Genomic DNA, 25,939 nt, shown 5'->3' on the forward strand with positions numbered 1-25,939 from the left:
GCGATGATACTGCCGCATATGCAAGGTGTAGGTCTCCTGTCGCATCGCATGAGCTGCACTATTCGCATGCGGGGTGCGCATGTGCGTTTGTACGGGAGTGCCGTCCGGGTACCACATTGCGGGAGGTGATGGCTCGTGACGCTCGCGCAGCTCGACCTGACGGGGGACCTCGCCCGACCCGCCCGGCTGACCGTGCCGGACCTGCTGAACTGGCCGCTGTACCGGGTCCGGGTCAGCTTCGAGTGCGCCACCAGCGGCACCCAGGTCCACCGCTTCGCGGGACCACGGCTCTACGACGTCCTGTCCGCGGCCGGTCCCGGCTTCGACCCCGTCCGCCGCAAGGACCGACTGCGCTTCCTCATCGCGGTCAGCGGTACGGACGGGCACCACACGCTGCTGTCCTGGGCCGAGATCGATCCCGACTTCGCTCATGCCCCTGTTCTGCTCGCCGTGAGCATCGACGACACCCCGCTCGACCGTGCCGGGCCGCAACTGGTGCTTCCACAGGACCGTTGCGGGGCCCGGCACATCAGTGGGATCAGTGCGATACGGGTGGACGGGGGGTACGGCGCGGCGAGTTGGCCAGTGCCAGCCACACCCGGTCGCGGGTCAGCGGAAGTTCGGTGAAGCGGACGCCCGTCGAGTCCCGCAGCGCGTTGGCGAAGGCGGGCGCGACCGGGTCGAAGGGATTCTCGCTCATCGACTTGGCGCCCAACGGCCCGATGGCGTCCGCCGTTTCCATGAAGTGCACCTCGGTGCGCGGCACGTCCGCGTACTGCGGGAGCCGGTAGCGGCGGAAGGCGGCCGTCTCCACCACCCCGTGCTCGTCGATACGGACGTTCTCGAAGAGGGTCGCGCCGAGCGCCTGGGCGACCCCGCCCTCCACCGGGCCCCGGCACTGCATCGGGTTCGTCACCTTGCCCACGTCCGCCGCGTCCGCCGCGTGCACACTGCGCAGGATGCGGATCTCACCCGTGTCCGGGTCCACGGCGACCCTGAACCAATGTGCGTTGAAGGCCACGGAACGCGGGGTGCCTGTGGGGGCGGGGAGATTGCGGCCGACCGCCTCGCCCGCGTCGGGTGCTTCGGCGTGGCACACCCCGTGTACCGCGTCGAGGAACTTCCGCTGGACCGGGTGGAGTTCGCCGTCCTCGGCGGCCAGGCCCTCGACCGTGGTGACGGTACGGCCGTCACGCCGTCCTGTTGGAGACCCTGGAGACCTTCCTCGCCTGTGACGGTTCCTGGGCGCGGACCGCGGAGGCGTTGCATCTGCACGTCAACTCCACCGGCCGCGACCTCTCCCGGCTCTACGACCGACTCGACCTGTGGGCGGCCCTGTTGTGCCGGACGGACAGCGCCTAGCCTGCACGTCACAGGGGAGGTCAGGGATGCTGTTGCGTCAGCTGGAGTACCTCGTCGCGCTCGCCCGTGAGCGGCACTTCGCGCGCGCCGCGGCGGCCTGCTATGTCTCGCAGCCCTCGCTGTCGGCCGCGATCCGACGGCTGGAGCACGAGTTGGACGTGCCGATCGTGCGCCGCGGCAGAAAGTACGAGGGGCTGACCCCGGAGGGCGAGGTGGTGCTCGCCTGGGCGCACCGTATCCTGGCCGAACGGGACGCTCTGCACCAGGAGTTGTCCGTCCTGCGCGGCGGCCTGACCGGCACGCTGCGGCTGGGCGTGGTGCCGACCGCGCTGCCGGCAGCCTCCCTCCTCACCACCCCGTTCTGCGAACGGCATCCCCGGGCCCGGGTCGCCCTGGAGTCGCTGTCGTCCGTCGACATCAGGCACGGGCTCGCCGAGTTCGAGCTGGACGCGGCGATGACGTACCTGGACGACGACAGCCTGCGCAACGTCCGCCGCTTCCCGCTCTACGAGGAGCGGTACGTCCTGCTGACGCCGGTCGGTGGCCCACTCGCCGGTGTCAGTAAGGCCAGTTGGGCGCAGGCGGCCACACTTCCGCTCTGCCTGCTCAACTCGCGGATGCGCAACCGCCGCATCATCGACGAGTGTTTCGCGGCCGAGGGTGCGACGGCCTGCCCGGCGATCGAGTCGGACAGTGTCGCCGGGCTCTACACGCTGCTGCCCGGCGGTCGTTGGTCGAGCGTGATCTCGCACGCGTGGCTGCACATGTTCGACGTACCGGAGGGGATGCGGGTGGTGCCGCTGAACGGGCCCGCGCACGGGCCCCGGGTCGGACTGGTGGTCGCCCGCACCGAACCCCAATCCGTGCTGGCGGAAGCCCTGTTGAAGGTGGCCCGGGAGGCGGGCGTACGGGACGCGCTCGACGAGCTGCTGCACACCTACCTGGGCGACGGACGCTGATAGCCGCGGGCTATCCGGGCATAGCAACGTTCGCTTTGACCAGGGCGATTCACTCCGAGGATCGTGAAGTTCACCTTCAGACAACGGAGTTGAGGAGCCGCGACATGGCCAAGGTTCTCTGTGTCCTCTACGACGACCCGACCGACGGATACCCGACCTCGTACGCCCGCGACGACCTGCCCGTGATCGACCACTACCCCGGCGGCCAGACCACCCCCACCCCCGAGGCGGTCGACTTCACCCCGGGTCACCTCCTCGGCAGTGTCTCCGGTGAACTCGGCCTGCGCGCCTACCTGGAGGGTGCCGGGCACACCCTGGTCGTCACCTCCGACAAGGACGCCGAGGGCTCGGTCTTCGACCGGGAACTGGTCGACGCCGACATCGTGATCTCGCAGCCGTTCTGGCCCGCGTACCTCACCCCCGAGCGGATCGCCGCCGCGAAGAACCTCAGACTCGCGGTCACCGCCGGCATCGGCTCCGACCACGTCGACCTCGACGCGGCGATCTCCCACGGCGTGACGGTCGCCGAGGTGACGTACTGCAACAGCATCAGCGTCGCCGAACACGTCGTGATGATGACACTGTCCCTCGTGCGCAACTACCTGCCGTCCCACCAGGTCGTGCTCGACGGCGGCTGGAACATCGCGGACTGCGTGGCCCGTTCGTACGACCTCGAAGGCATGCATGTCGGCACGGTCGCCGCCGGGCGGATCGGGCTCGCGGTGCTGCGGCGGCTCGCGCCCTTCGAGGTGAAACTGCACTACACCGACCGGTACCGGCTGCCCGAGGATGTGGAGCGGGAGTTGGGGCTGACCTGGCACGAGAGCGCCGAGGACATGGTGCCGCACTGCGATGTCGTCACCATCAACGCGCCGCTGCACCCGGAGACGGAGGGGCTGTTCGGCGACAAACTGCTCGCGCAGATGAAGCGCGGCGCGTATCTCGTCAACACCGCGCGGGCGAAGATCGTCGACCGGGACGCCGTCGACCGGGCGCTGCGCAGCGGGCAGTTGGCGGGTTACGCCGGTGACGTGTGGTTCCCGCAGCCCGCCCCGGCGGACCACCCCTGGCGCACCATGCCGCACCACGGGATGACCCCGCACATCTCCGGTTCCTCGCTGTCGGCGCAGGCCCGGTACGCGGCGGGCACCCGGGAGATCCTGGAGGCGTTCTTCGCCGGGCGGCCGATCCGCGACGAGTACCTGATCGTGGACGGGGGCGCGCTGGCGGGGACCGGCGCGCACTCCTACTCCGTCAACAAGTGACGGACGGGATCGTCGCCTTCGGGTGACGGCCGGGGCCGCCGCCCGCCTCACACGCGGTCGATATGTACGTTCGTCGACTTCACGCGGGCGGTGGCCTCCATGCCGACCTCCAGGCCGAGTTCCTCGACCGCCTCCCGGGTCAGCAGCGAGACCAGGCGGTGCGGGCCCGCCTGGATGTCGACCTGGGCGGCGACATCGCCGAGCTTGATCGCGGTGACGATGCCGGGGAACGCGTTGCGCACCGAGGTGTAGGAGGTGTCCTCCTCGACGGCGCCCGACTTCGCCAACTTGACCGAGAACGCGGCTAGATCGACGCCGTCGATGAGCCGCCGACCGCCCTCGTCGCGGTGGGTCGTCACCCGGCCCGCGTCGGCCCACCGGCGCGCGGTGTCCGGACTCACGCCGAGCAGCCGCGCCGCCTGGCCGATTGTGTAGGACTGCATACGCGCCACCCTAGGGGCAGAAACGGAAGTCGGTGGACGAGAGGTTGGCTCTGGGGTATAACGCGATATAGCGTCAGTCTGTCGATCGGGGTGAGGGTATGTCGGGTGAGCTGATGAGCACGACCGGGTTGCGGGCCTCGCATGCGGACCGGGACCGCGTCGTGGACGTGCTGACCGGCGCGGCCGGCGACGGACGGCTGACCGCCGAGGAACTGGACGAGCGCGTCGAGGCCGCATTGTCCGCCCGCACGCTGGGGGAGCTGGCGGCCCTGACGGCCGACCTTCCGGTGGTGGCGGGCGCGACTCCGGTCGAGGTGAAGGACGTCGCCCGCATCGAGCAGAACGGCGGCTCGACGCGGCGCGGTGACGGCTGGGTGGTGCCGCGCCGGCTGGAGATCCAGTCCCGCCTGGGCGATGTGACGCTCGACTTCACACAGGCGGTGATCACCCAGGCCACGCTGCGTATCGACCTGGACATGCACCTGGGCGCGCTACGGCTGCTGCTTCCGCCGGGTGTCGTAGCGAACACCGACGACCTGGTGCTCAACTACGGCAAGGTCAAGACGCGCGGGCCCGGTGACCTGGACACTCCGGTCGACCTGCGGATAGAGATCGTCGGGCAACTGGGGTTCGGGAAGGTCCTGGTACGCCGGACCCGGCGCAAGGTCAGGAAATCCCCGACGCCCTGAGCACCGACCGGGCCGTCTCGTCGTCGATCAGATGGCCCAGGTGACGTCGGACATCGGTGCCCTGGCGCAGCGTGCCGCGCTCCATCGAGTGCCGTATGCCCGTGTCGAGTTCGTGCCAGAGGAGGGGGTTGGCGACCAGCACGCGGGGGTCCAGTTCGAGCCACTGTCCGTGTGTGTCCCGCAGGACCAGGCGCGCGGAGACATCGCCGTACTGCCGTACGACCGTCAGCGCGTCCGTGTGCACCGTGCGGCGCAGTAGCGGGCCGTCCACGGTGAGCCAGCCGGGGCCGGCGGTGACGCGATGCGGGAGCAGCACGGCGCAGAGCGCCGCCGACATGGCGAACCACAGCAGCGCGCGGGTCAGGGTCAGGGTTCCGGCGTTCCAGTCGACCAGCAGGGTCATTCCGAGGAAGCCGAGCGCGCAACCCGCCGCCAGCCGGGCGTCGCCACGCCAGTGGCGGTCGCCGGTCGGGTCCGGTGGTGGGGTGCTGTGCCGCATGAGGCCGACCGTAGGCCGCCCCGGGCCCGACGCGCGGGCCCCTGACGGGCCTCTTACGCTGCGGGACCGGATTTTGTCGTGTCTCTTACGGTGACGGTGACAAAGGGGGCTCGAACGGTCAGCCCGTGTGCACGCGCGGGCGCCTGGCGCGGTCCGGTTCCGCCTCGCGGAGGACCTCCCGGGTGACCGGGGCGACCTCGCCCTGGCCGAAGAGGAAGAAGCGGAGGAAGTTGGCGAAGGGATTGCCCTCGGTCCACTCGAAGTACATGTGCGGGATGCGGCCCGTCGTGTCGCGGGCGTGGAGCATCAGCGCGGCCAGTGCGTTCGGGACGGACGAGGACTCCAGGGTCAGCACCCGGTACCGGCCGTGCAGCACCTCGCCCCGCACCGTCAGGCCCGCCTCGAACTCGGAGGCGTCGAGGACCGTCACCTCCACGAACACGAAGTCCTCGCCGGGGATGTCGTTGTCGGCGCGGATCTGCTCGATCTTCTCCCGGTACTCGGCCTTGTCCCGGCGGTCGGGCTCGTTGGCCACGAAGCGGATCTTCCGGCTGGCCATGTCCCGGATGAATCGTTCCGCCATCGGATCCAACTGCACACTCGTCACCCGGAGTTCGAAGGCGCGGGCCAGCCGGGACAGCAGGGAGACCAGGATGATGCCGGCGATGAAGCAGGCGCCGATCTTCACACCGTCGGGGCGCTCGATGACGTTCACGACGGTGACGTAGAGGAGGACCGCCGAGACGATCCCGAAGGCGATGGTCCAGTTGCGCTGGCGGGCGCGGCGGGCGGAGATGGTCACCGCGATCGCGGCCGAGGACATCAGGACCAGGACGCCGGTGGCGTAGGCACCGCCCTGGGCGTCGACGCTGGCGTCGAAGATCCAGGTGACCAGGAACGCGATCAGCGTGAAGACGATCACCATCGGGCGGACGGCCCGCGCCCAGTGCGGGGCCATGCCGTAGCGGGGCAGGTAGCGCGGCATCAGGTTCAGCAGGCCGGCCATCGCGGAGGCGCCGGCGAACCACAGGATGGCGATGGTGGAGAGGTCGTAGACCGTGCCGAAGGCGTTGCCCAGATACTCGTGCGCGAGATAGGCGAGGGCGCGGCCGTTGGCCTGGCCGCCCGTCTTGAACTCCTTCTCCGGGATGAGCACGGTGGTGATGAAGCTGGTGGCGATCAGGAACACGCTCATGATGAGCGCGGCGGTCGTCAGTAGCTTCTTGGTGTCGCGGATACGGCCCTTGGGGTTGTCGTGGGTGTCGTCCGGGTCGCCCTCGACGTGCGGCATGACGGCCACGCCCGTCTCGAAGCCGGACAGGCCCAGCGCCAGCTTGGGGAAGACCAGCAGGGACACGCCGACCATGGCGAAGACGTTGCCGTGCTCGGTGGTGAGGGCGCTGGTCCAGTCGGTGACCACATGGGCCTCGGTGAGCACGTGCCACATGCCGACGGCCACGACCACCACGTTGAGACTCAGGTAGATCGCCACCAGGTAGAGGGCGACACCGATCGCCTCCAGGAAGCCCTTGAGGAACACCGCGCCGAGCAGGGCGACCAGGACGAGCGTGATCAGCATCTGCTTGTCGTGCAGGGTGCTGGTCAGGTGCGGGTTCTCCACGAGGTGGGTGGAGGCGTCCGCCGCCGACAGGGTGATGGTGATCAGGAAGTCGGTCGCGGCGAAGCCGAGCAGGGTGAGGACGAACAGCTTGCCCTTCCAGAACGACAGCAGCCGTTCCAGCATCGCGATGGAGCCCTCGCCGTGCGGGCTCTCCTCCGCCACCCGCCGGTACACGGGCAGGGCGCCGGCGAGCGTCACGATCACGAGCACGACGGTCGCGACCGGCGACAGCAGTCCGGCCGCCAGGGCGGCGATACCGGGCTGGTAGCCGAGGGTGGAGAAGTAGTCGACGCCGGTCAGGCACATCACGCGCCACCAGCGCTGGCCCTCGTGGGCGTGCTGTTCGGGTTCCTGCGCGGACTGCGGCACCTGCTGGCCGCCGCCCTTGCCCATGTCGGCCAGGCCCTCCAGCATCCAGGCGCGCAGGCGAGTGGGAGGGTGTTCGGTCGTGGCCATGGGCGTGCTCCTGGGGTGCGGGTCAGCGTGCGGTTTCTGGCCATCACGCGGACGGCGGCACCAGCGTAAGCGGAGAGTGACGCGTGGGCCCACGGATGTCGGGGCCGTGGGCGTCAATCTTCCGTTAAGACTGGCCGGGTGGGCGGAACGAGCGCATCAGGAAGGGGTGGCCGGGGGTGGTTCGGGGCGCGTTGGGCTGTATGGGGGTGTTGGGCGGGCGATGAGTGGGCGGCGACAGGCGGTGGACACCGAGCGTCACCACGGGCGGAGTTCCGCCGTCTCACACATCCGTCAGCCTCGCCTCCTCCAGGTCCAGCGACCGCTGCAACCGCCTGCGGGTCGTGTCGCTGATGGCGTGGTCGTCGTAGAGGCGCTGGAGTTCCACCGCCTCTACGGCGATCAGGTCGCGGCGGAGCTGGCGGTAGACCAGGTCGGCGGATTCCGTGGGGGACGGGTGGCCGTTGTGCTCGGCGAGGCGGTCGCGGGCGTCGTCGAGCCGGGCGTTGAGGCCGCGGCGGAGCCGGTCGAGGACGACCTCCGGTACGGCTTCCAGCTCGGCGAGTTCGTCGAGGCGGCGGATGCCGGCGTCGGCCAACCTGCAGCGGGCGGACGCCTCTTCGCGTTCCGTGTGGTCGGGTTCCAGCGCGATGCCGGAGCGGCGGACGACGGGCGCGAGCGTGAAGCCCTGCACGACGAGGGTGACGACCACGACCGAGGTGGTGAGGACGAGGACCAGCGGTCGGTCGGTCAGCGCGGCGCCGCTGCTGGTGACCTCCGGGATCGACAGGGCCGCCGCCAGCGGGAGGACACCCCGGGTGCCTGCCCACGTCAGCACCATCGGCACCCGCCAGTTCACCCGGTGCGTCCCGGCCTTGCGCTGCACCACCGCCGACAACGGCGCCAGCCACAGCAGTCGTACGGCGATCAGGGTGCCCGCCACCGCGAGCGCGTACAGCGGCCAGGCCCGGTCGCCGTCGGACAGCGCCCGCACCTGCGTGGGCAGCGCCAGTCCGATCAGCGAGAACACCACGCTCTCCAGCAGGAACACCAACGTGCCGTAGACGGCGTGCAGTTGGAGCCGGATGCGGGCGTTGGTGAGCCGGTCGCCGCGACCGCCCAGGACGACGCCCGCCACCACCACCGAGGTCACGCCGGAGGTGTTCGCGCCCTCCGCCAGTACGTAGGCCGCGTAGGGCGTGACCAGGGCGATCACGGTCTCCAGGACCGGATCCTCGGTGCGCCGCCGGATCAGTGTCACGACGTGGGCGACGGCCGCCCCGATGACCGTGCCGCCGCCCGCGAGGACGATGAACTCGCCGCCCGCGGCACCCCAGTTCGCCGCCGCCGAGGCCACCGCGACGCTCACCGCGACCCGGAACAGGACCAGCGAGGTCGCGTCGTTGAACAGGGACTCCGCCTGGACGAGCATCTGGACCCGGGGCGGCAGCGCGAGCCGCCGGCCCAGCGCGGTGACGGCGACCGGGTCGGTGCTGGCCAGCACCGCGCCGAGCACGAACGCCATCTGCCAGGACAGCGGGGTCACCGTGGACGCCACCCAGCCCACCGCCGCCGCGGAGGCGACGACCAGGCCGATCGCGAGGATCCCGACCGGCTTCCACACGGCCTTCAGCTCGCGCCACGACAGGTCCTCGGCACTGGCGTAGAGCAGCGGCGGCAGCACCACCAGGCCGATCACGTCCGGGCTGATCCCGATGGCGGGGCTGCCCGGCAGCAGCGCCACGGCGAGACCGGCGACCACGAGGAGAGAGGGTGCGGGGATCCGCCAGCGGCGGGCGAACGTCGCGACCAGCGTCGCCAGCACCACGAGAGCGAGAACCGTACCGACGCCGCGCATGCCGTCCCCCTGGGTCTTGGACGAGCCCATGCGGGCTCCCCGCCGACCAGACTTCCCGGCACACCGCGCACACCCTAACCCGGCCGGACGCCGTCAAGACAGTGTCAACGTCCTCGCGGACAGCGCCAGGGACGCATCAAGAAGCCTGCCCGGAGGCCTGGAACGGCGGCCAACCGGTGCCACACATCAGGGTTGTTGACCAGCACATCGGGATCGATCTCGACCCGGCCGCCGAACTCGTCCCGCAGCAACAGCCGTTGAGAGACTCCGTCCAGACAGCGCACGGACACGCGCCGGTCCGTGCGGACGCGCCGCTCGCGCAGCAGCCCGCGTGCGGACAGCCAGCCCTCGCCCGCCCGGACCCGGGCCGGATACAGCACCACGAAGAGCAGCAGCGCCACAGCGAACCAGAGCGCGGCACGCCAGAGCGTGAGCCGACCGCTGAAGTGGTCGACGACCAGCAGGAGTCCGAGGAGCGCGCCCGCGCAGCGGAACGTGCCGCGCAGGTCCTTCGCCCATCGTCGGTCCTCCACCGGTGCCATGGGGGTGACGCCCTCGCAGCGGCCGAGCGCAGTTGCCCTGGTCACACGCTCGTCAAGTTCGCGTCAAAGAACGCGTGTTCGGCGCGAAGAAGCCGCAAGGAGAAGGAGAAACCAGTGGTGGCGGGACAGAACCTTGAGAGCGCGCGTTCCCGTCACCGCGCGTCCGTACGCGAAGGAGCCGTCAGCATGACCGTTCTCACTGTCCAGCCGGGTGAGACGCCGGCCGACGAGGAGCCCCCGGATACCGGCGAGCGCCATCGGCTGACCGCCCTCGCCGGGTTCGCCGCCCTCTCCCTGGACGCCATGGCGTCGGTGGCCTACGGCCCCGAGGCGATCGTCCTCGTGCTGGCCGCCTCCGGTGCGCACGGACTCGGCTTCACCCTGCCGGTGACGCTCGCCATCGCCGCCCTGCTGGCGGTCCTCGTCGCGTCGTACCGGCAGGTCATCGCGGCCTTCCCGGACGGCGGCGGCTCCTACGCCGTGGCGAAGACCCACCTGGGAGCGCGGACGAGCCTGGTGGCCGCCGCCTCGCTGGTGCTGGACTACGTCCTGAACGTCGCCGTGGCCGTCACGGCCGGCGTCGCCGCCCTGACCTCGGCCTTCCCGAGGCTGTATGACGACCGGCTGTGGCTGTGTCTCGCGGTGCTCGTGCTCGTCACGGCGGTGAACCTGCGCGGGATCGTCGAGTCGGCGCGCGCCTTCATCGTGCCGACGCTCGTGTTCGTCGGCTCCATCTTCGTGCTCATCGCGGTCGGCCTGTTCCGGTCCGCGCCGGTCAGCACCGCGACCGCCGACGGACACGCCTCCGCGCTCGCCGCCAACGCGACGGGCGTCGGCACCCTGTTGTTGCTGAAAGCCTTCGCCTCCGGCTGCAGCGCCCTCACCGGCGTCGAGGCCATCGCCAACGCCGTGCCCTCCTTCCGCGCGCCCCGGGTCAAGCGGGCCCAGCGCGCGGAGGTCGCCCTCGGCGCGGTGCTCGGCGTGATGCTGATCGGCCTGTCGGTCCTGATCTCCCGCTTCCACCTCCGGCCCGTCCAGGGCGTCACCGTCCTCGCCCAGCTCGCGGACGCCTCCCTCGGCCACAACTGGGCTTTCTACGTCATCCAGTTCGCGACGATGATCCTGCTCGCCCTGTCCGCGAACACCTCCTTCGGCGGGCTGCCCGTACTGCTGAACCTGCTGGCCCGCGACAACTACCTCCCGCACGTCTTCGCCCTCAAGGCCGACCGCCAGGTCCACCGGCACGGCGTGCTCGCGCTGGCCGCGGTCTCGGCCGCGCTGCTGGTGTTCTCCGGCGGTGACACCAACACCCTCGTGCCGCTCTTCGCGATCGGCGTCTTCGTCGGCTTCACCGTCGCCCAGGTGGGCATGGTCCGGCACTGGCGCGGCGAACGCGGCACCGGCTGGCGCGGCAAGGCCCTGCTGAACGGCCTCGGCGCGGTCCTCACCGGCGTGGCAGCGGTCGTCGTCACCGCGAGCAAGTTCGAGGAGGGCGCCTGGCTGATCGTGATCACCCTGCCGCTGCTCGTGCTCGCCTTCGAGACCGTGCACCGCGCCTACGCGCACATCGGCGAGCGGCTCGGCCTCGGCCGTATCCCGGAGCCGCCGCACCGCGACCGGTCCGTGGTGATCGTGCCCGTCTCCTCGCTGACCCGGCTCACCTCCGAGGCCCTGACGGCCGCCGCCTCCCTGGGCGACGAGGTCCGCGCGGTCACCGTGTGCTACCCCGACCCCGAGGACCGCGCCCACCTCCACGCCCTGGAGCGCGCCTGGGCCGAGTGGAACCCCGGAGTGCCCCTGGTCCGGCTCGCCTGCGAACGCCGCACGCTGGGCCGCCCGATCGCCGCGTACGTACGGGACGTGTCGGCGACGGATCCGGACACCCGGGTCACCGTCCTGATCGCCGAGGTGGAGCCCGTACGGCTGTGGCAGCGGCTGCTCCAGAACCAGCGCGGGGCCGTCGTCGCCCATGCCGTACGGCGGGACACGGACGCGGTGATCTGCCGGCTGCGGTTCCGGCTGTTCTGACGCCGGGGTGTGGTGCGGGCGCCCTGCTTCGCCGCCGGGGTGCGGTGCTCGCACCTGCGCCTGCCGCACGGCGTCGGCGTGGAACAACCGCCCGCGGGCCGGTGCCGGTGTCGCCGGAAACCGCTTGAGGGACGGTTCCGGCGTCGGTGCTGGAGCAGGCTGCGGCCGGGTGCCCGTGCCGTCGTAGAACCGCTCGCGGCACGGTGCCGGCGCCGGCGAAAACCCCTCGCGGGCCGCTGCCGACACCGCCGTAGAACCTCGCTCGCGGGCCGAAGCCCGGCGTCAGCCCGGCGCCGCCGTAAGAGTCCCGTCAAAGGCGTACGCACCGCCGTAAGGGACCCGTCAACGGCGGCCGAATCCGGTCATGGGCGCGGTTACCTCTAGGCGTCCGTTCCATTCGAACCTCAATCCAGGAGCTCACGATGGCCGATCTGGCCTTCGTCGTCACCACGATCGCGGTCTTCGCGCTGGTGGCCCTCGTCGCCAAGGGGGTGACGAAGCTGTGACCGCCGAGAACATCGTCGGCCTCGTCGTGGCCGTCGCCCTGCTGGGCTATCTCGTCCTCGCCCTGATCTTTCCGGAGAGGTTCTGAGCAACGACATGGGTCCCGTACTCGCAGGCGTCCTCCAGTTGCTCGCCCTCATAGGCGCGCTGGCACTCGCCTACCTCCCCCTCGGCAACTACATGGCCAGGGTCTACTCCTCCGACAAGCACCTGCGGGTCGAGAAGTGGATCTACAAGGGCATCGGTGCCGATCCGAACACCGAGATGCGCTGGCCCGCGTATCTGCGTGGAGTGCTCGCCTTCTCGGCCGTCGGCGTCTTCTTCCTGTATCTCCTCCAGCGGATCCAGGGCATCCTGCCCGGCTCGCTGGGCTTCTCCTCGGTCAATCCGGCGCAGTCGTTCAACACGGCCGTGTCGTTCGTGACGAACACCAACTGGCAGTCGTACTACGGCGAGCAGACCATGGGTCACGTCGTGCAGACCGCCGGTCTCGCCGTGCAGAACTTCGTCTCCGCGGCCGTCGGTATCGCCGTCGCTGTCGCTCTCGTACGGGGCTTCGCGCGCTCGCGCACCGGTGAACTCGGCAACTTCTGGGCCGACTTGGTGCGCGGTGTCATCCGCATCCTGGTGCCGCTCTCGGTCGTCGCCGCGATCGTCCTCGTCGCCTGCGGTGCCATCCAGAACTTCTCCGGGATCCACGAGGTCGGCCAATTCTTCAATGGGCACGGCATGGGCGGCCACCAGCAGTGGAACGGCGGTGCGGTCGCCTCGCAGGAGGCCATCAAGGAGATCGGCACCAACGGCGGCGGCTACTTCAACGCCAACTCGGCCCACCCCTTCGAGAACCCGACCCCGTTCACCAACCTCTTCGAGATCTTCCTGCTGCTGGTCATCCCGTTCGCGCTGACCCGCACCTTCGGTGTGATGGTCGGCTCGATCAAGCAGGGATACGCGATCCTCGCCACCATGGCCACCATCTGGGTCGGCTTCGTCGCGCTGATGATGTGGACCGAGTTCGCCCACCACGGCTCGGCGCTCCAGATCGCCGGCGGTGCGCTGGAGGGCAAGGAACAGCGCTTCGGCGTCGGCGCCTCCTCGATCTTCGCGGTGTCGACCACCCTGACCTCGACGGGCGCGGTGGACTCCTTCCACTCCTCGTTCACCGGTCTCGGCGGCGGAATCACCATGCTGGGCATGCAGTTGGGCGAGATCGCACCCGGTGGCACCGGCTCCGGCCTCTACGGCATGCTGATCATGGCGGTCATCGCGGTGTTCATCGCAGGGCTCATGGTCGGCCGTACACCCGAGTACCTGGGCAAGAAGATCGGCACCCGCGAGATGAAGCTCGCGGCCTGCTACATCCTGATCACACCGGCCCTGGTGCTGATGTTCGCCGCGGCCTCCATGGCGCTGCCGACCCCACCGCATTCCATGCTCAACTCCGGCGCGCACGGCTTCTCCGAGGTGCTGTACGCCTTCACCTCCGCCGCCAACAACAACGGATCGGCGTTCGCAGGCCTGAACGCGAACACCGACTGGTTCAACACCATGACCGGGCTCGCGATGCTGCTCGGCCGCTTCCTGCCAATGGTGTTCGTGCTGGCGCTGGCCGGCTCGCTCGCCGAGCAGAAGCCGGTACCGGTCACCGCGGGCACCCTGCGCACCGAAAAGCCTTTGTTCACCGGCCTGTTGGTGGGCGCGATCCTCATCATCACCGGTCTGACCTACTTCCCGGCCCTGGCGCTGGGCCCGCTGGCCGAGGGGCTGGCGTCATGAGCACCCGTACAGAGAACCAAGAGGACTCGATGTCCACAGCCACTCCGACCCGGGCACCGCACAGCGATGTGCCGACCGGTCACAAGGAAGAGGGACGGGTCGGCGCGGGCCTGTTCGACCCGAAGCAACTGATCAAGTCCCTGCCCGACGCCTGCCGCAAGCTCGACCCGCGGGTGATGGTCAAGTCGCCCGTCATGTTCGTGGTGTGGATCGGGTCCGTGCTGACCACGGTCTTCTCCTTCAAGGATCCGGGCGACTGGTTCGGCTGGGCGATCAGCGCCTGGCTGTGGCTGACCGTGATCTTCGCCAACCTGGCGGAGGCCGTCGCCGAGGGCCGTGGCAAGGCGCAGGCCGACACCCTGCGCAAGGCCAAGACCGACACCGTGGCCCGGCGCCTCGACGGCACGGTGGAGGAGCAGGTCCCCGGCACCGAACTCCGCATCGGAGACCTGGTCGTCTGCGAGGCGGGCGACATCATCCCCGGCGACGGTGACGTCGTAGAAGGCGTGGCGAGTGTCGACGAGTCGGCCATCACCGGCGAGTCCGCGCCCGTCATCCGTGAGTCCGGCGGCGACCGCTCGGCCGTCACCGGCGGTACGAAGGTCCTCTCCGACCGCATCGTCATCAAGATCACGACGAAGCCCGGCGAGACCTTCGTCGACCGGATGATCGCCCTCGTCGAGGGCGCCGCCCGGCAGAAGACGCCGAACGAGATCGCCCTGAACATCCTTCTTGCGTCCCTCACCATCGTCTTCCTGCTCGCCTGCGCCACGCTGCCGCCCTTCGCGGACTACGCGGGCACGCACCTCACGATGATCGTGCTGGTGGCCCTCCTGGTCTGCCTCATCCCGACCACCATCGGCGCGCTGCTCTCCGCGATCGGCATCGCGGGCATGGACCGGCTGGTGCAGCGGAACGTACTGGCCATGTCCGGAAGGGCAGTTGAGGCCGCGGGCGATGTGTCCACCCTCTTGCTCGACAAGACCGGCACCATCACCCTCGGCAACCGGCAGGCCTCCGAGTTCATGCCGGTGACCGGTACCACCGCGGCCCAACTCGCCGACGCCGCCCAGCTCTCCTCGCTCGCCGACGAGACGCCCGAGGGCCGCTCCATCGTCGTCCTGGCGAAGGAGAAGTACCACCTGCGCGAGCGCCACCAGGGCGAGCTGGCGCACGCCGAATGGATCGCCTTCACCGCCCACACCCGCATGTCCGGCGTGGACGTGGACGGGCGCAAGATCCGCAAGGGCGCTGCCGGTTCGGTCGTCACCTGGGTCCGGGAGCGGGGCGGCCAGGTGTCCGAGGACGCCGGCGCGCTCACCGACCGGATCTCCGCGGCGGGCGGCACCCCGCTGCTGGTGGCGGTCGAAGACACAGAAGGCGCACGGGTGTTGGGCGTCATCCACCTCAAGGACGTCGTCAAGGCGGGCATGCGCGAGCGGTTCGACGAGCTGCGCCGCATGGGCATCAAGACGATCATGATCACCGGTGACAACCCGCTGACCGCCAAGGCGATCGCGGACGAGGCCGGCGTCGACGACTTCCTCGCGGAGGCCACTCCCGAGGACAAGATGGCCCTCATCAAGCGGGAGCAGGCCGGCGGCAAGCTCGTCGCGATGACAGGTGACGGCACGAACGACGCGCCCGCGCTGGCCCAGGCGGACGTCGGCGTCGCGATGAACACGGGCACGTCGGCAGCGAAGGAGGCCGGCAACATGGTCGACCTCGACTCGAACCCGACCAAGCTCATCGAGATCGTCGAGATCGGCAAGCAACTCCTCATCACCCGGGGCGCGTTGACGACGTTCTCCATCGCCAACGACGTCGCGAAGTACTTCGCGATCATCCCGGCGCTGTTCGCCGCGGTCCACCCGGGCCTCGACAAGCTCAACATCATGCACCTGTCCTCGCCCGACTCCGCGATCCTGTCGGCCGTCATCTTCAACGCGCTGGTCATCATCGCGCTGGTGCCGCTCTCCCTGCGGGGCGTGCAGTACCGGCCGGTCAGCGCCGACAAGATGCTCCGCCGCAACCTCGGGATCTACGGCATCGGCGGACTGATCGCCCCCTTCGTCGGTATCAAGATCATCGACCTCCTCATCTCCCTCATCCCCGGGCTGTAACTTCTTGAAAGCGTGCTGACCAGTTATGAACAACTCGGTATCCAACACAGCCCGGTTGCTCTGGGCGGCCCTGCGTGCCCTTCTCGTGCTGACCCTGGTGACCGGTGTCATCTACCCGCTGGTGGTCACGGGGGTGGCCCAGGCGCTGTTCAACAACAAGGCGAACGGCTCGGAGATCAAGGCGGACGGCAAGGTCGTCGGTTCCTCGCTCATCGGTCAACAGGGCTACAGCCTGGACTACTTCCAGGGGCGCCCCGCCAACGGACTGGGCACGAACTCGGTCAACACCCGGTACAAGCTGATCCTCTCCGGTGCCACCAACCTCTCCGCCGACAGCAAGGTGCTCGTCAAGCAGGTGGAGGACGCCAAGGCGGCGGTCGTGAAGAACAACTCCACGGCCGACTACAAGGTCAAGCCCTCCCAGGTCCCGGCCGACGCCGTCACCTCCTCCGGCTCCGGCCTCGACCCGGACATCTCCCCGGCCTACGCGGAACTCCAGGTCCACCGGGTCGCCGAGCGGAACCACCTCTCCGTCACCCAGGTGGAGAAGCTGGTCGAGGACCACACCGACGGCCGCACCCTCGGCTTCATCGGCGAGCCCACGGTGAACGTCCTCGAACTCAACATCGCGCTCAAGTCCCTTGTGACGAAGAGCTGATGGCGTTGCACGACCCGCAGGGGAGTCGGCGGCCCGGGCGAGATCCCGGCGACGCCGACTCCCGCCGCCATGCCAGGGACCACACGAAAGGCACACCCCCATGACACGGGTGCTGGTCGTGGAGGACGACCCGCAGCTCGTACGGGCCCTCGTGATCAACATGCAGGCCCGCCAGTACGGCGTGGACGCGGCCCCCGACGGCGCCACCGCGCTGCGGCTCGCGGCCGTGCGGCAGCCGGACGTCGTGATGCTCGACCTCGGACTGCCCGACATGGACGGCGTCGACGTCATCAAGGCGCTGCGCGGCTGGACCCGGGTCCCGATCCTGGTGCTGTCCGCCCGGCAGGCCTCGGACGAGAAGGTCGCCGCCCTCGACGCGGGCGCCGACGACTACATCACGAAGCCGTTCAGCATGGACGAACTCCTGGCCCGGCTACGGGCCGCCGTCCGCCGCGTGGAGGACGCGCCCCTAGCCCCGACCACCACCCTGGTCACCACCGACGACTTCACCATCGACCTGCTCGCCAAGCGCGCCACCCGCGGCGGACACGACATCCGGCTCACCCCGACCGAGTGGCATCTGCTGGAGATCCTGATCACCAACCCGGGCCGCCTCGTCACACAGAAGTACCTGCTTCAGGAGGTGTGGGGGGTGTCCCAGAGCGACAAGACCAACTATCTCCGGGTCTATATGGCCCAGTTGAGAAGGAAGTTGGAGGGGGACCCGTCGAGCCCCCGCTATCTGATCACCGAGCCCGGCATGGGCTACCGCTTCGAAGGATGACATGGGACGCGGCAAGCTCCGGATCTACCTCGGCGCGGCACCGGGCGTCGGCAAGACGTACGCGATGCTGTCCGAGGCGCACCGCCGAATCGAGCGGGGCACCGACTGCGTGGTCGCGTTCGTCGAGCACCACGACCGGCCGCGCACCGAGGTGATGCTGCACGGCCTGGAGGAGATCCCGCGCCGCGAACTCGCCTACCGGGACACGACGTTCAGCGAGATGGACGTCGACGCGGTCCTGGCCCGGCACCCCGAGGTGGCCCTCGTCGACGAGCTCCCGCACACCAACGTCCCCGGCTCCCGCAACACCAAGCGCTGGCAGGACATCGAGGAACTCCTCGCCGCCGGCATCGACGTCATCTCGACCGTCAACATCCAACACCTGGAATCCCTGGGCGACATCGTCGAGTCCATCACCGGCGTACGGCAGCAGGAGACCGTCCCGGACGAAGTCGTCCGCCGCGCCGACCAGATCGAACTCGTCGACATGTCACCGCCCGCGCTACGGCGCCGGATGGCACACGGCAACATCTACAAACCGGACAAGGTCGACGCGGCTCTGTCGAACTACTTCCGTCCCGGAAACCTCACCGCGCTACGGGAGTTGGCGCTCCTGTGGCTCGCCGACCGGGTCGACGCCTACCTCCAGGAGTACCGCAGCGAACACCGCGTCTCGGCGATCTGGGGATCCCGCGAGCGGATCGTCGTAGGCCTGACCGGAGGTCCGGAGGGACGCACGCTCATCCGCCGGGCCGCGCGCCTCGCCGAAAAGGGCGCAGGCGGCGAGGTGTTGGCGGTCTACATCTCCCGCAGTGACGGTCTGACCTCGGCCTCCCCGAAAGAGCTGGCCCAACAGCGCACCCTCGTCGAGGACTTGGGCGGAACCTTCCACCAAGTCGTCGGCGAGAACGTCCCGGTGGCGCTGCTGGACTTCGCGCGCGGGGTCAACGCCACCCAGATCGTCCTCGGCGTCTCCCGCCGCAAGGGCCGGCAGTACGTCTTCGGGCCCGGCGTCGGCTCGACGGTCGCCCGGGACTCGGGCCCCGACCTCGACGTCCACCTGATCACCCACGACGAGGCGGGCAAGGGACGCGGACTGCCCGTGAACCGGGGTGCGCGGCTCGGCCGGGTCCGGATCGTCTGGGGCTGGCTGGCCGGTATCGGCGGCCCGCTGCTGCTGACCTCGCTGCTGAGCGGTGTCGCGCCCGAAGTGGGCCTGGCCAACGACATGTTGCTGTATCTGTCGCTGACCGTGGCGGCGGCCCTGCTCGGCGGACTCTTCCCCGCGCTGGCCTCGGCGGCGGTCGGATCGCTGCTGCTGAACTGGTACTTCACCCCGCCCGTGCACACCTTCACCATCGACGACCCGAAGAACATCGTCGCCATCGCGATCTTCGTGGCCGTCGCGGTGTCCGTCGCGTCGGTGGTCGACCTGGCGGCCCGGCGCACCCATCAAGCGGCCCGGCTGCGCGCCGAGTCGGAGATCCTCTCCTTCCTCGCGGGCAATGTGCTGCGCGGCGAGACCAGCCTGGAGGCGCTTCTGGAACGGGTCCGGGAGACCTTCGGCATGGAGTCGGCCGCCCTGCTGGAGCGCGCAGGCGACGTCGAACCCTGGACCTGCGCGGGCAGCGTGGGCCCGCGCCCCTGCCAGAACCCCGAGGACGCGGACGTGGACGTACCGGTCGGCGACCACATGGCCCTCGCGCTGTCGGGCCGGGTGCTCCCCGCCGAGGACCGCCGCGTCCTGGCCGCCTTCGCGGCACAGGCCGCCGTCGTACTGGACCGCCGTCGGCTGCGCGAAGAGGCCGACCAGGCCCGCGCGTCGGCCGAGGGCAACCGCATCCGCACGGCCCTCCTGGCCGCCGTGAGCCATGACCTGCGGACGCCACTCGCGGGCATCAAGGCGGCTGTCTCCTCGCTCCGTTCGGAGGACGTCGCCTGGTCGGACGAGGACCAGGCGGAGCTGCTGGCCGGCATCGAGGACGGCGCCGACCGCCTGGACAACCTCGTCGGGAACCTCCTCGACATGTCCCGCCTGCAGACCGGCACCGTCACCCCGATGATCCGCGAGGCGGACCTCGACGAAGTCGTCCCGATGGCACTGGGCGGAGTGCCCGAGGACACCGTCGAACTCGACATCCCGGAGACGCTGCCCATGGTGGCCGTCGACCCCCGGCTCCTTGAGCGGGCCGTGGCCAACCTGGTCGAGAACGCGGTGAAGTACAGCCCGGAGGGAACTCCCGTACTGGTCAAGGCGAGTGCCATCGCCGACCGCGTCGAGATCCGTGTGGTCGACCGCGGCCCCGGCGTCCCCGACGAGGCGAAGAACCGCATCTTCGAGCCCTTCCAGCGCTACGGCGACGCACCGCGCGGCGCCGGAGTCGGCCTCGGCCTCGCGGTCGCACGAGGCTTCACCGAGGCACTCGGCGGCACGCTCAGCGCCGAGGACACGCCCGGCGGCGGCCTCACGATGGTCCTCAGCCTGCAACTCGCCCCTGCAAGCGACCTTGCCCCCGTCGAAGGATCCACCTACAGTCCGGCTCCGTAAGGTTCGTCGAGCGGCCCGAAACTTTCGGCGGGCCGGACGGAGGGGCTGACACATGCGGACGTACGACAACCCGGTCATCGGCGGGTTCCATCCGGACCCCAGTGTGTGCCGGGTCGGCGAGGACTACTACCTCGCGTGCTCCAGCTTCGAGTACTTCCCCGGCGTCCCGCTCTTCCACAGCCGGGACCTGGTGCACTGGCGCCAGATCGGCAACGCCCTTGACCGGCCTGGCCAGTTGGACCTGCCGGACGACACCCCCGCCTCGGCCGGCATCTATGCCCCGACCCTCCGCCACCACGACGGCCGCTTCTATCTGATCACCACCGACGTGGGCGGCAGGGGCAACTTCCTCGTCACCGCCGAGCGGCCCGAGGGCCGCTGGTCGGACCCGGTGCTCGTCGACCTGCCGGGCATCGACCCCGACCTGGCCTGGGACGAGGACGGCACCTGCTGGTGCGCGGTCGCCGGGGTGCAGGTCGCCCGTATCGACCCCACGACCGGCAAGGTCCTGGAGGGCCCGTTCCCCGTCTGGTCCGGCACGGGACTCCAGCACCCGGAGGCCCCGCACCTCTACCGCGTCGGCGACTGGTGGTACCTGCTGGTGGCCGAGGGCGGCACCGCACACGGCCACAGCGTCTCGATCGCCCGCGCCCGCTCGCCGCGCGGCCCCTACGAACCGTCCCCGTCCAACCCGATCCTCTCCCACCGCAGCACCGACCTCCCCATCCAGAGCACCGGCCACGCCGACCTGGTCGCGGCCTCCGACGGCACCTGGTGGATGGTGCTGCTCGGCACCCGCCCCCGGGGCTGGTTCCCGGGCTTCCACGTGCTGGGCCGCGAGACGTTCCTGACCCCGGTGGAGTGGGCGGACGGCTGGCCCCGGGTCGGCCCGGTACGGGAACAGCACCCGGCGCCGAAGGCCTGGCACCCCATCCAACTCCCGTCCGCACGCGACGACTTCGACGCCCCCAGCCTCGCCTTCTCCTGGATCTCCCCACGCAACACGCCGGACGGGAGCTGGTCGTTGACCGAGCGGCCGGGGTGGCTGACCCTCGACGCGCAGGCCGGCCCCGCCTTTTTCGGACGCCGACAGCAACACCCCGACTGCCGGGCGGCGGTCCGCATCGACCCCGGCTCCGGGCGCGCCGGACTCTCCGTCCGCATGGACGAGGCCCATCACTACGACATCGAGATCGCCGGGGGAGCGGTGAGCGTGGTCGCGCGGATCGGCCCTGTACGGCAGCGGGTCGCGGAGCAGCCGTCGCCGCCCGGCCCGGTCACCCTCGCCGTCGCCATCAGCACCGCCGACACCGGCACGCGCGGCCCCGACACCCTCACCTTCTGGGTCGAGGGTCCCGAAGGAGCCGTAGAACTGGCCGAGTTGGACGGCCGCTACCTCTCCACCCAGGTCGCCGGGGGCTTCACCGGCCGTGTGATCGGCATGTACGTCACCGAGGGCACGGCGGCCTTCGACTGGTTCGACTACGAACCGAAGTAGCACAACTTTCTGGATGGATCCCGAAAGTTTCGACCTTCACCGGCACGGGCGCCAACCGACGTACTGCTCATCCATGGACAGGAGTCGCATCATGCCCAGAAACAGACTGAGACTCGCGGGTACCCTCACCGCCCTCCTCATCGCCACGGGAATCGCAGGCGGCCCGCCCGCCCAAGCCCACGAGACACAGCCCACCCTCGCCCAACTCGCCGAGCGCCACGGCCGTTACTTCGGCAGTGCCACCGACAACCCCGAGCTGACCGACACCGCGTACACGTCGATCCTCGGCAGCGAGTTCGACATGATCACCCCCGGCAACGGCATGAAGTGGTACGCCACCGAGCCCCGACAGGGCGTCTTCGACTGGACGAACGGCGATCAGATCGTGAACCTCGCCCGCGCCCATCACCAGCGGGTTCGCGCCCACACCCTGGTCTGGCACAGCCAGCTGCCCGACTGGCTCACGTCCGGGACCTGGACGGCGGACGCGCTGCGGGCCGTACTGAAGAAGCACATCACCACCGAGGTACGGCACTACCGCGGCAAGGTCTACTCCTGGGACGTCGTCAACGAGGCGTTCAACGAGGACGGCACCTACCGCGACACCCTCTGGTACCGGACGCTCGGCCCCGGCTACATCGCCGACGCGCTGCGCTGGGCCCACCAGGCCGACCCGCACGCGAAGTTGTACCTCAACGACTACAACATCGAGGCGACCGGCCCGAAGAGCGACGCCTACTACGCCCTGGCCAAGCAACTGAGGGCGCAGCACGTGCCGTTGGACGGCATCGGGCTGCAGGCGCACCTGGCTCTCCAGTACGGCTATCCGGCGACCCTGGAGGACAACCTCCGCCGCTTCTCCCGCCTCGGGCTCGACACCGCGCTCACCGAGGTCGACGTCCGGATGCAACTACCGGCGACCGACGCCAAGCTGGCGGAACAGGCCGACTGGTACCGGGACCTGGCCGAGGCGTGCCTCGCGGTGCGCCGGTGTGTGGGCGTGACCGTATGGGATTACACGGACAGGTATTCGTGGATTCCGGCGTTCTTCCCGGGTGAGGGTGCGGCTCTTCCGTGGGACGAGCAGTTCGTGCCCAAGCCCGCCTATTTCGCGCTCCGCGCGGCGCTCGGATAGCGGTCGACTACGGGGAGTGATCGGTCCCGGATATGCGTCGGGGCCGGTGCGCACCGAAGTGTGTGCGGCCGGCCCCTCATGTTCCTGAAATGCTCAGGCGGCCGTCATCTCCTGGCGGTGCGGGGCGATGATCTGGCCGTCGGGCAGGAGCTCACCGGTGTCCTCGAACAGGAGAACGCCGTTGCACAGCAGGCTCCAGCCCTGCTCCGGGTGGTGCGCCGTGAGGCGGGCGGATTCCCGGTCGGCTGATTCGGCTGTGGGACACGGCGGCTGGTGCTTGCACATTGGTGGGATCTCTCGCTCTGTTGTGGTCATGTCCGTCCCCCGTGGTGTTGAGTTGGTCCGAACCCAGTGTTGCCCCACGGGCGTCAATCCGCAGGGATTTAGCGGCACCGCTTCTCACAGGTTGATGACGCATCACCCGCGCGGACGGTTCATCCCAATTCCCGGCTCGTACGAGCCTTTTCCTGCTCTTACGAGCGTTACGAACATAAAGAGGATCGGAAACGCGATCGTACCCCGCTACCGGGAATTCGGCGGCGGGGTACGGAGGTGACAGCGGAGAGAAGTCAGGCGGGTGAACTGAGTAGTGGCGCGGGAGTCACCCGATGAGTCAGCACCGGCAGCAACTCGGCGACCCGGTGCGGACGGTGGGCCGCGATGCCGGGCGGTGCCGGGGCCAGTGGGACCAGCAGATCGGTCGCGGCGGGGTGGCCGTCGGCGCCGTCCGCGGTGAGATCGCCGTGCAGCCACAGCGTGAGCATGTAGAGGCCGGGCACGGACAGCAGGCGCGGCTGGTAGGCGCCCTTCATGTTCTCGGCCTGGCGCAGCGCCCGCTCGGTGGCGGCGATGTAAGGGCCCTCGAAGAAGTGTGAGAACGCCCAGCCGTCGGGGGTCAGCATCGTCTCGGCTGCGGCGACCGCGCGGTCGCCGCAGCGGATCAGGAAACGCCACCCGGCCAGCGAGGTGACGGCCGTCCCCTCCGGCGTGACGCGGTCCAGTACATGGACGGGCAACGGGAGTTCGGGCGTGGCGGGCCCTTGGGCCGCGCGCAGTGAGGGTGTTCGGGCCTCGCGGACGGCGGTGGGGGAACCGAGTGCCGTGAGAACGGAGCGCAGGGCGGGCGCGGGAGCCGGGGGGACATGCAGCGGCATGGTGGGTCGCCTCTCATTCGACAGGCACGGTGGCGCGAGGGCGGGACGGGGGCGGACGGCGCTGTCAGCTCTCGGGGTCAGAGAGGCGGGGGCCGGGGGTGCTGTGAACATGGGTGCGGCCTGCCGCACGTCACCTCGACGGCAGGTTCCAGGACCGTGGCGCCAACCTTCTGCCTTGTTCGCGGAGTTTATACGACACGTGTTCTGGCGGTGTTTCGTCTAACCGTTTCCCGTATGAACAACAAGGGACCATTCGGCCAGTGATTCGCGGGAATCATCCCGGTTCCGAACCGGGGAAACGGCGATGACCTCGGGATATGTCACCCATGCGGTCGGCCAATTCTCGTCGGCGTTTTTCACGAGGCCTCATTGTGCGCGCAACCGCGCATCGCCCCATGCCTCGTGAATGTGCCGCGGGTCACTTCGGACCAGAGTAGCGGGTCGCCGGGCCGCCGCGGGACGTTATCGATCGCCAGGTCTGGGCATCATCCTTCCTGACCCGGGACGAGGAGGTGACGCATCGTGGGGGAGAAGGTCGTGGCGGGGCCGTTCGAGCTCGCAGACCGCCAGCGCTACCGCGCCAAGCTGCGGCGGTGCCTGACGGGACTGGAGCGGCTGCTGGCCGAGAAGCGGTTCGACCGCCCCAGGAACCTCATGGGGCTGGAGATCGAACTCAACCTCGCCGGCGCCGACGGCATGCCGAAAATGTTGAATGCACAGGTCCTCGAACGCATCGCGAGCCGAGATTTCCAAACAGAACTCGCCATGTTCAATCTGGAAGTCAACATTGCCCCACATCGATTGGAGGGCCGGGTATTCGACCGGCTCGCCGAGGAGATCCGTACGTCTCTGGCATATGCCCATCGGAAAGCGGGCGAGGTCGACGCCGGAATAGTGATGATCGGCATTCTGCCGACGCTCGACCGGGACGACCTGGTCTCCTCGAACCTCTCGGCGGTCGACCGCTACACCCTGCTCAACGACCAGATCGTGGCCGCCAGGGGCGAGGATTTCGTCCTCGACATCGACGGCGTGGAGCACCTCACCTGCACCTCGGGTTCCATCGCGCCCGAAGCCGCCTGCACCTCCGTGCAGTTGCACCTCCAGGTCACCCCCGACCGCTTCGCCGACGTGTGGAACGCGGCCCAGGCCGTCGCCGCCGTCCAAGTCGCCGTGGGCGCCAACTCGCCCTTCCTGTTCGGCCGTGAGCTGTGGCCCGAGTCCCGCCCGCCGCTCTTCCAGCAGGCCACCGACACCCGTCCGCCCGAACTCCAGGCCCAGGGCGTCCGCCCCCGCACCTGGTTCGGCGAACGCTGGGTCACCTCCGCGTACGACCTCTTCGAGGAGAACCTCCGCTACTTCCCGCCGCTGCTCCCGGTCCACGACGACGAGGAACCCCTCGACGTCCTCGAAGCCGGCGGCATCCCCACCCTCGCCGAACTCGTCCTGCACAACGGCACGGTGTACCGCTGGAACCGCCCGGTCTACGGCATCGCCGACGGCGTCCCGCACCTGCGCGTCGAGAACCGCGTCCTGCCCGCGGGCCCCACCGTCACCGACGTCATCGCCAACACAGCCTTCTACTACGGCGTCGTCCGCGCCCTCGCCGAGGAGTCGCGGCCGGTGTGGACAAGGCTGCCCTTCGAGGCCGCCGCCGCCAACTTCGACACCGCGTGCCGCCACGGCATCGACGCCCGCCTGCTCTGGCCCCGGCGCGGACGGCTCGGCGGCACCACCGAGATCGACGCGGTGGCCCTCGTACGCGATGAACTGCTGCCGCTCGCCGAAGCCGGTCTTGACGCGTGGGGGGTCGAACCGGCCGACCGGGACCTGTACTTGGGAGTGATCGACGAACGCTGCCGGCGCCGGACCAATGGCGCGACCTGGCAGTCCGCCACCTTCCACCGCGCTCTCGAACAGGGCCTCAGCAGGGAAGCCGCCTTCGCCGCCACGACCCGCCGCTACAGCGAGTTGATGCACCTCGGCGACCCGGTCCACACCTGGCCGGTGGGCCTGCCGGAACCGGCACCGCTGGGGTGA

Annotated in this window: 21 protein-coding genes and 2 pseudogenes; 15 read left to right on the forward strand and 8 right to left on the reverse strand. The window is 69.7% G+C overall.

What is annotated here, in order from left to right; all coding sequences use genetic code 11:
* Positions 1-135: 135 nt before the first annotated feature.
* Positions 136-627 carry a molybdopterin-dependent oxidoreductase gene (locus OH768_RS43260; protein ID WP_406462037.1) on the forward strand — a complete coding sequence of 164 codons (492 nt, stop codon included), beginning with the start codon at positions 136-138 and terminating at the stop codon, positions 625-627.
* On the opposite strand, the pseudogene OH768_RS43265 reads toward OH768_RS43260, so the two are convergent.
* Positions 539-1,039 (reverse strand): annotated as a pseudogene (locus tag OH768_RS43265) (molybdopterin cofactor-binding domain-containing protein); the annotation flags it as partial. The gene OH768_RS43260 and the pseudogene OH768_RS43265 sit on opposite strands and share 89 nt — an antisense overlap.
* 152 nt (positions 1,040-1,191) lie before the next feature.
* Here OH768_RS43265 and OH768_RS43270 point away from each other — a divergent pair.
* From OH768_RS43270 to OH768_RS43280, 3 genes and pseudogenes are all read left to right on the forward strand, one after another.
* Positions 1,192-1,362: pseudogene (locus OH768_RS43270) on the forward strand (helix-turn-helix domain-containing protein); the annotation flags it as partial.
* A 26-nt stretch (positions 1,363-1,388) separates the two neighbouring features.
* Positions 1,389-2,321 (forward strand): LysR substrate-binding domain-containing protein, encoded by a 933-nt coding sequence (locus OH768_RS43275; protein WP_406462039.1) that lies wholly within the window; start codon positions 1,389-1,391, stop codon positions 2,319-2,321.
* Positions 2,322-2,425: 104 nt separating this feature from the next.
* Entirely contained in the window at positions 2,426-3,586 is a 1,161-nt protein-coding gene (locus tag OH768_RS43280; RefSeq protein ID WP_406462040.1) for an NAD-dependent formate dehydrogenase, read from the forward strand.
* A 47-nt stretch (positions 3,587-3,633) separates the two neighbouring features.
* Here OH768_RS43280 and OH768_RS43285 read toward each other — a convergent pair whose 3' ends face one another.
* Positions 3,634-4,029, reverse strand: coding sequence for a molybdopterin-binding protein (locus tag OH768_RS43285; RefSeq protein WP_406462042.1), 396 nt, complete (start codon positions 4,027-4,029; stop codon positions 3,634-3,636).
* Positions 4,030-4,127: 98 nt separating this feature from the next.
* Here OH768_RS43285 and OH768_RS43290 point away from each other — a divergent pair, with 98 nt between their 5' ends.
* Entirely contained in the window at positions 4,128-4,718 is a 591-nt protein-coding gene (locus OH768_RS43290) for a DUF1707 domain-containing protein (RefSeq protein ID WP_406462044.1), read from the forward strand.
* On the opposite strand, the gene OH768_RS43295 is transcribed toward OH768_RS43290, so the two are convergent.
* The 4 genes from OH768_RS43295 to OH768_RS43310 form a co-directional block, all read right to left on the reverse strand.
* Positions 4,696-5,217 carry a hypothetical protein gene (locus tag OH768_RS43295; RefSeq protein ID WP_406462045.1) on the reverse strand — a complete coding sequence of 174 codons (522 nt, stop codon included), beginning with the start codon at positions 5,215-5,217 and terminating at the stop codon, positions 4,696-4,698. The two genes, OH768_RS43290 and OH768_RS43295, sit on opposite strands and share 23 nt — an antisense overlap.
* A 118-nt stretch (positions 5,218-5,335) precedes the next feature.
* Positions 5,336-7,294 (reverse strand): amino acid transporter, encoded by a 1,959-nt coding sequence (locus OH768_RS43300; protein ID WP_406462047.1) that lies wholly within the window; start codon positions 7,292-7,294, stop codon positions 5,336-5,338.
* Between the two features lie 280 nt (positions 7,295-7,574).
* Positions 7,575-9,149, reverse strand: coding sequence for a Na+/H+ antiporter (locus tag OH768_RS43305; protein WP_406465676.1), 1,575 nt, complete (start codon positions 9,147-9,149; stop codon positions 7,575-7,577).
* Positions 9,150-9,253: 104 nt separating this feature from the next.
* Positions 9,254-9,736 carry a hypothetical protein gene (locus OH768_RS43310; protein WP_406462048.1) on the reverse strand — a complete coding sequence of 161 codons (483 nt, stop codon included), beginning with the start codon at positions 9,734-9,736 and terminating at the stop codon, positions 9,254-9,256.
* Positions 9,737-9,877: 141 nt separating this feature from the next.
* Here OH768_RS43310 and OH768_RS43315 point away from each other — a divergent pair, with 141 nt between their 5' ends.
* The 9 genes from OH768_RS43315 (at position 9,878) to OH768_RS43355 (ending at position 22,745) form a co-directional block, all read left to right on the forward strand.
* On the forward strand, positions 9,878-11,719 hold the full coding sequence (locus tag OH768_RS43315) for an APC family permease (RefSeq protein ID WP_406462050.1): 1,842 nt from the start codon (positions 9,878-9,880) through the stop codon (positions 11,717-11,719).
* 502 nt (positions 11,720-12,221) lie between these two features.
* Positions 12,222-12,311: a K(+)-transporting ATPase subunit F gene (kdpF, locus tag OH768_RS43320; protein WP_016434100.1), complete on the forward strand. Its 90-nt coding sequence runs from the start codon at positions 12,222-12,224 to the stop codon at positions 12,309-12,311.
* Between the two features lie 8 nt (positions 12,312-12,319).
* Positions 12,320-13,999: a potassium-transporting ATPase subunit KdpA gene (gene kdpA / locus OH768_RS43325; protein ID WP_406462052.1), complete on the forward strand. Its 1,680-nt coding sequence runs from the start codon at positions 12,320-12,322 to the stop codon at positions 13,997-13,999.
* A complete protein-coding gene (gene kdpB, locus OH768_RS43330; RefSeq protein WP_406462054.1) occupies positions 13,996-16,122 on the forward strand; it encodes a potassium-transporting ATPase subunit KdpB in 2,127 nt (708 codons plus the stop codon). The genes kdpA and kdpB overlap by 4 nt, the downstream gene beginning before the upstream one ends.
* 25 nt (positions 16,123-16,147) lie before the next feature.
* Positions 16,148-16,780 (forward strand): potassium-transporting ATPase subunit C, encoded by a 633-nt coding sequence (locus OH768_RS43335; RefSeq protein ID WP_406462056.1) that lies wholly within the window; start codon positions 16,148-16,150, stop codon positions 16,778-16,780.
* 100 nt (positions 16,781-16,880) lie between these two features.
* Positions 16,881-17,564, forward strand: coding sequence for a response regulator (locus OH768_RS43340; RefSeq protein ID WP_406462057.1), 684 nt, complete (start codon positions 16,881-16,883; stop codon positions 17,562-17,564).
* 1 nt (position 17,565) lies between these two features.
* Positions 17,566-20,112: an ATP-binding protein gene (locus OH768_RS43345; RefSeq protein ID WP_406462059.1), complete on the forward strand. Its 2,547-nt coding sequence runs from the start codon at positions 17,566-17,568 to the stop codon at positions 20,110-20,112.
* A gap of 52 nt (positions 20,113-20,164) precedes the next feature.
* A complete protein-coding gene (locus OH768_RS43350; RefSeq protein ID WP_406462061.1) occupies positions 20,165-21,610 on the forward strand; it encodes a glycoside hydrolase family 43 protein in 1,446 nt (481 codons plus the stop codon).
* Positions 21,611-21,701: 91 nt separating this feature from the next.
* Positions 21,702-22,745 carry an endo-1,4-beta-xylanase gene (locus OH768_RS43355; protein ID WP_406462063.1) on the forward strand — a complete coding sequence of 348 codons (1,044 nt, stop codon included), beginning with the start codon at positions 21,702-21,704 and terminating at the stop codon, positions 22,743-22,745.
* Positions 22,746-22,838: 93 nt separating this feature from the next.
* Here OH768_RS43355 and OH768_RS43360 read toward each other — a convergent pair whose 3' ends face one another.
* Entirely contained in the window at positions 22,839-23,030 is a 192-nt protein-coding gene (locus OH768_RS43360; protein ID WP_406465678.1) for a DUF5999 family protein, read from the reverse strand.
* A 284-nt stretch (positions 23,031-23,314) separates the two neighbouring features.
* Positions 23,315-23,899 carry a hypothetical protein gene (locus OH768_RS43365; RefSeq protein WP_406462064.1) on the reverse strand — a complete coding sequence of 195 codons (585 nt, stop codon included), beginning with the start codon at positions 23,897-23,899 and terminating at the stop codon, positions 23,315-23,317.
* A 522-nt stretch (positions 23,900-24,421) separates the two neighbouring features.
* Between OH768_RS43365 and OH768_RS43370 the strand changes: the two genes are divergently transcribed.
* The gene (locus OH768_RS43370) at positions 24,422-25,939 is read left to right on the forward strand and encodes a glutamate-cysteine ligase family protein (RefSeq protein ID WP_406462066.1); all 1,518 of its coding nucleotides are present in this window, start codon (positions 24,422-24,424) and stop codon (positions 25,937-25,939) included.

The organism is Streptomyces sp. NBC_01622 (assembly GCF_045209635.1).
Lineage (GTDB): Bacteria > Actinomycetota > Actinomycetes > Streptomycetales > Streptomycetaceae > Streptomyces.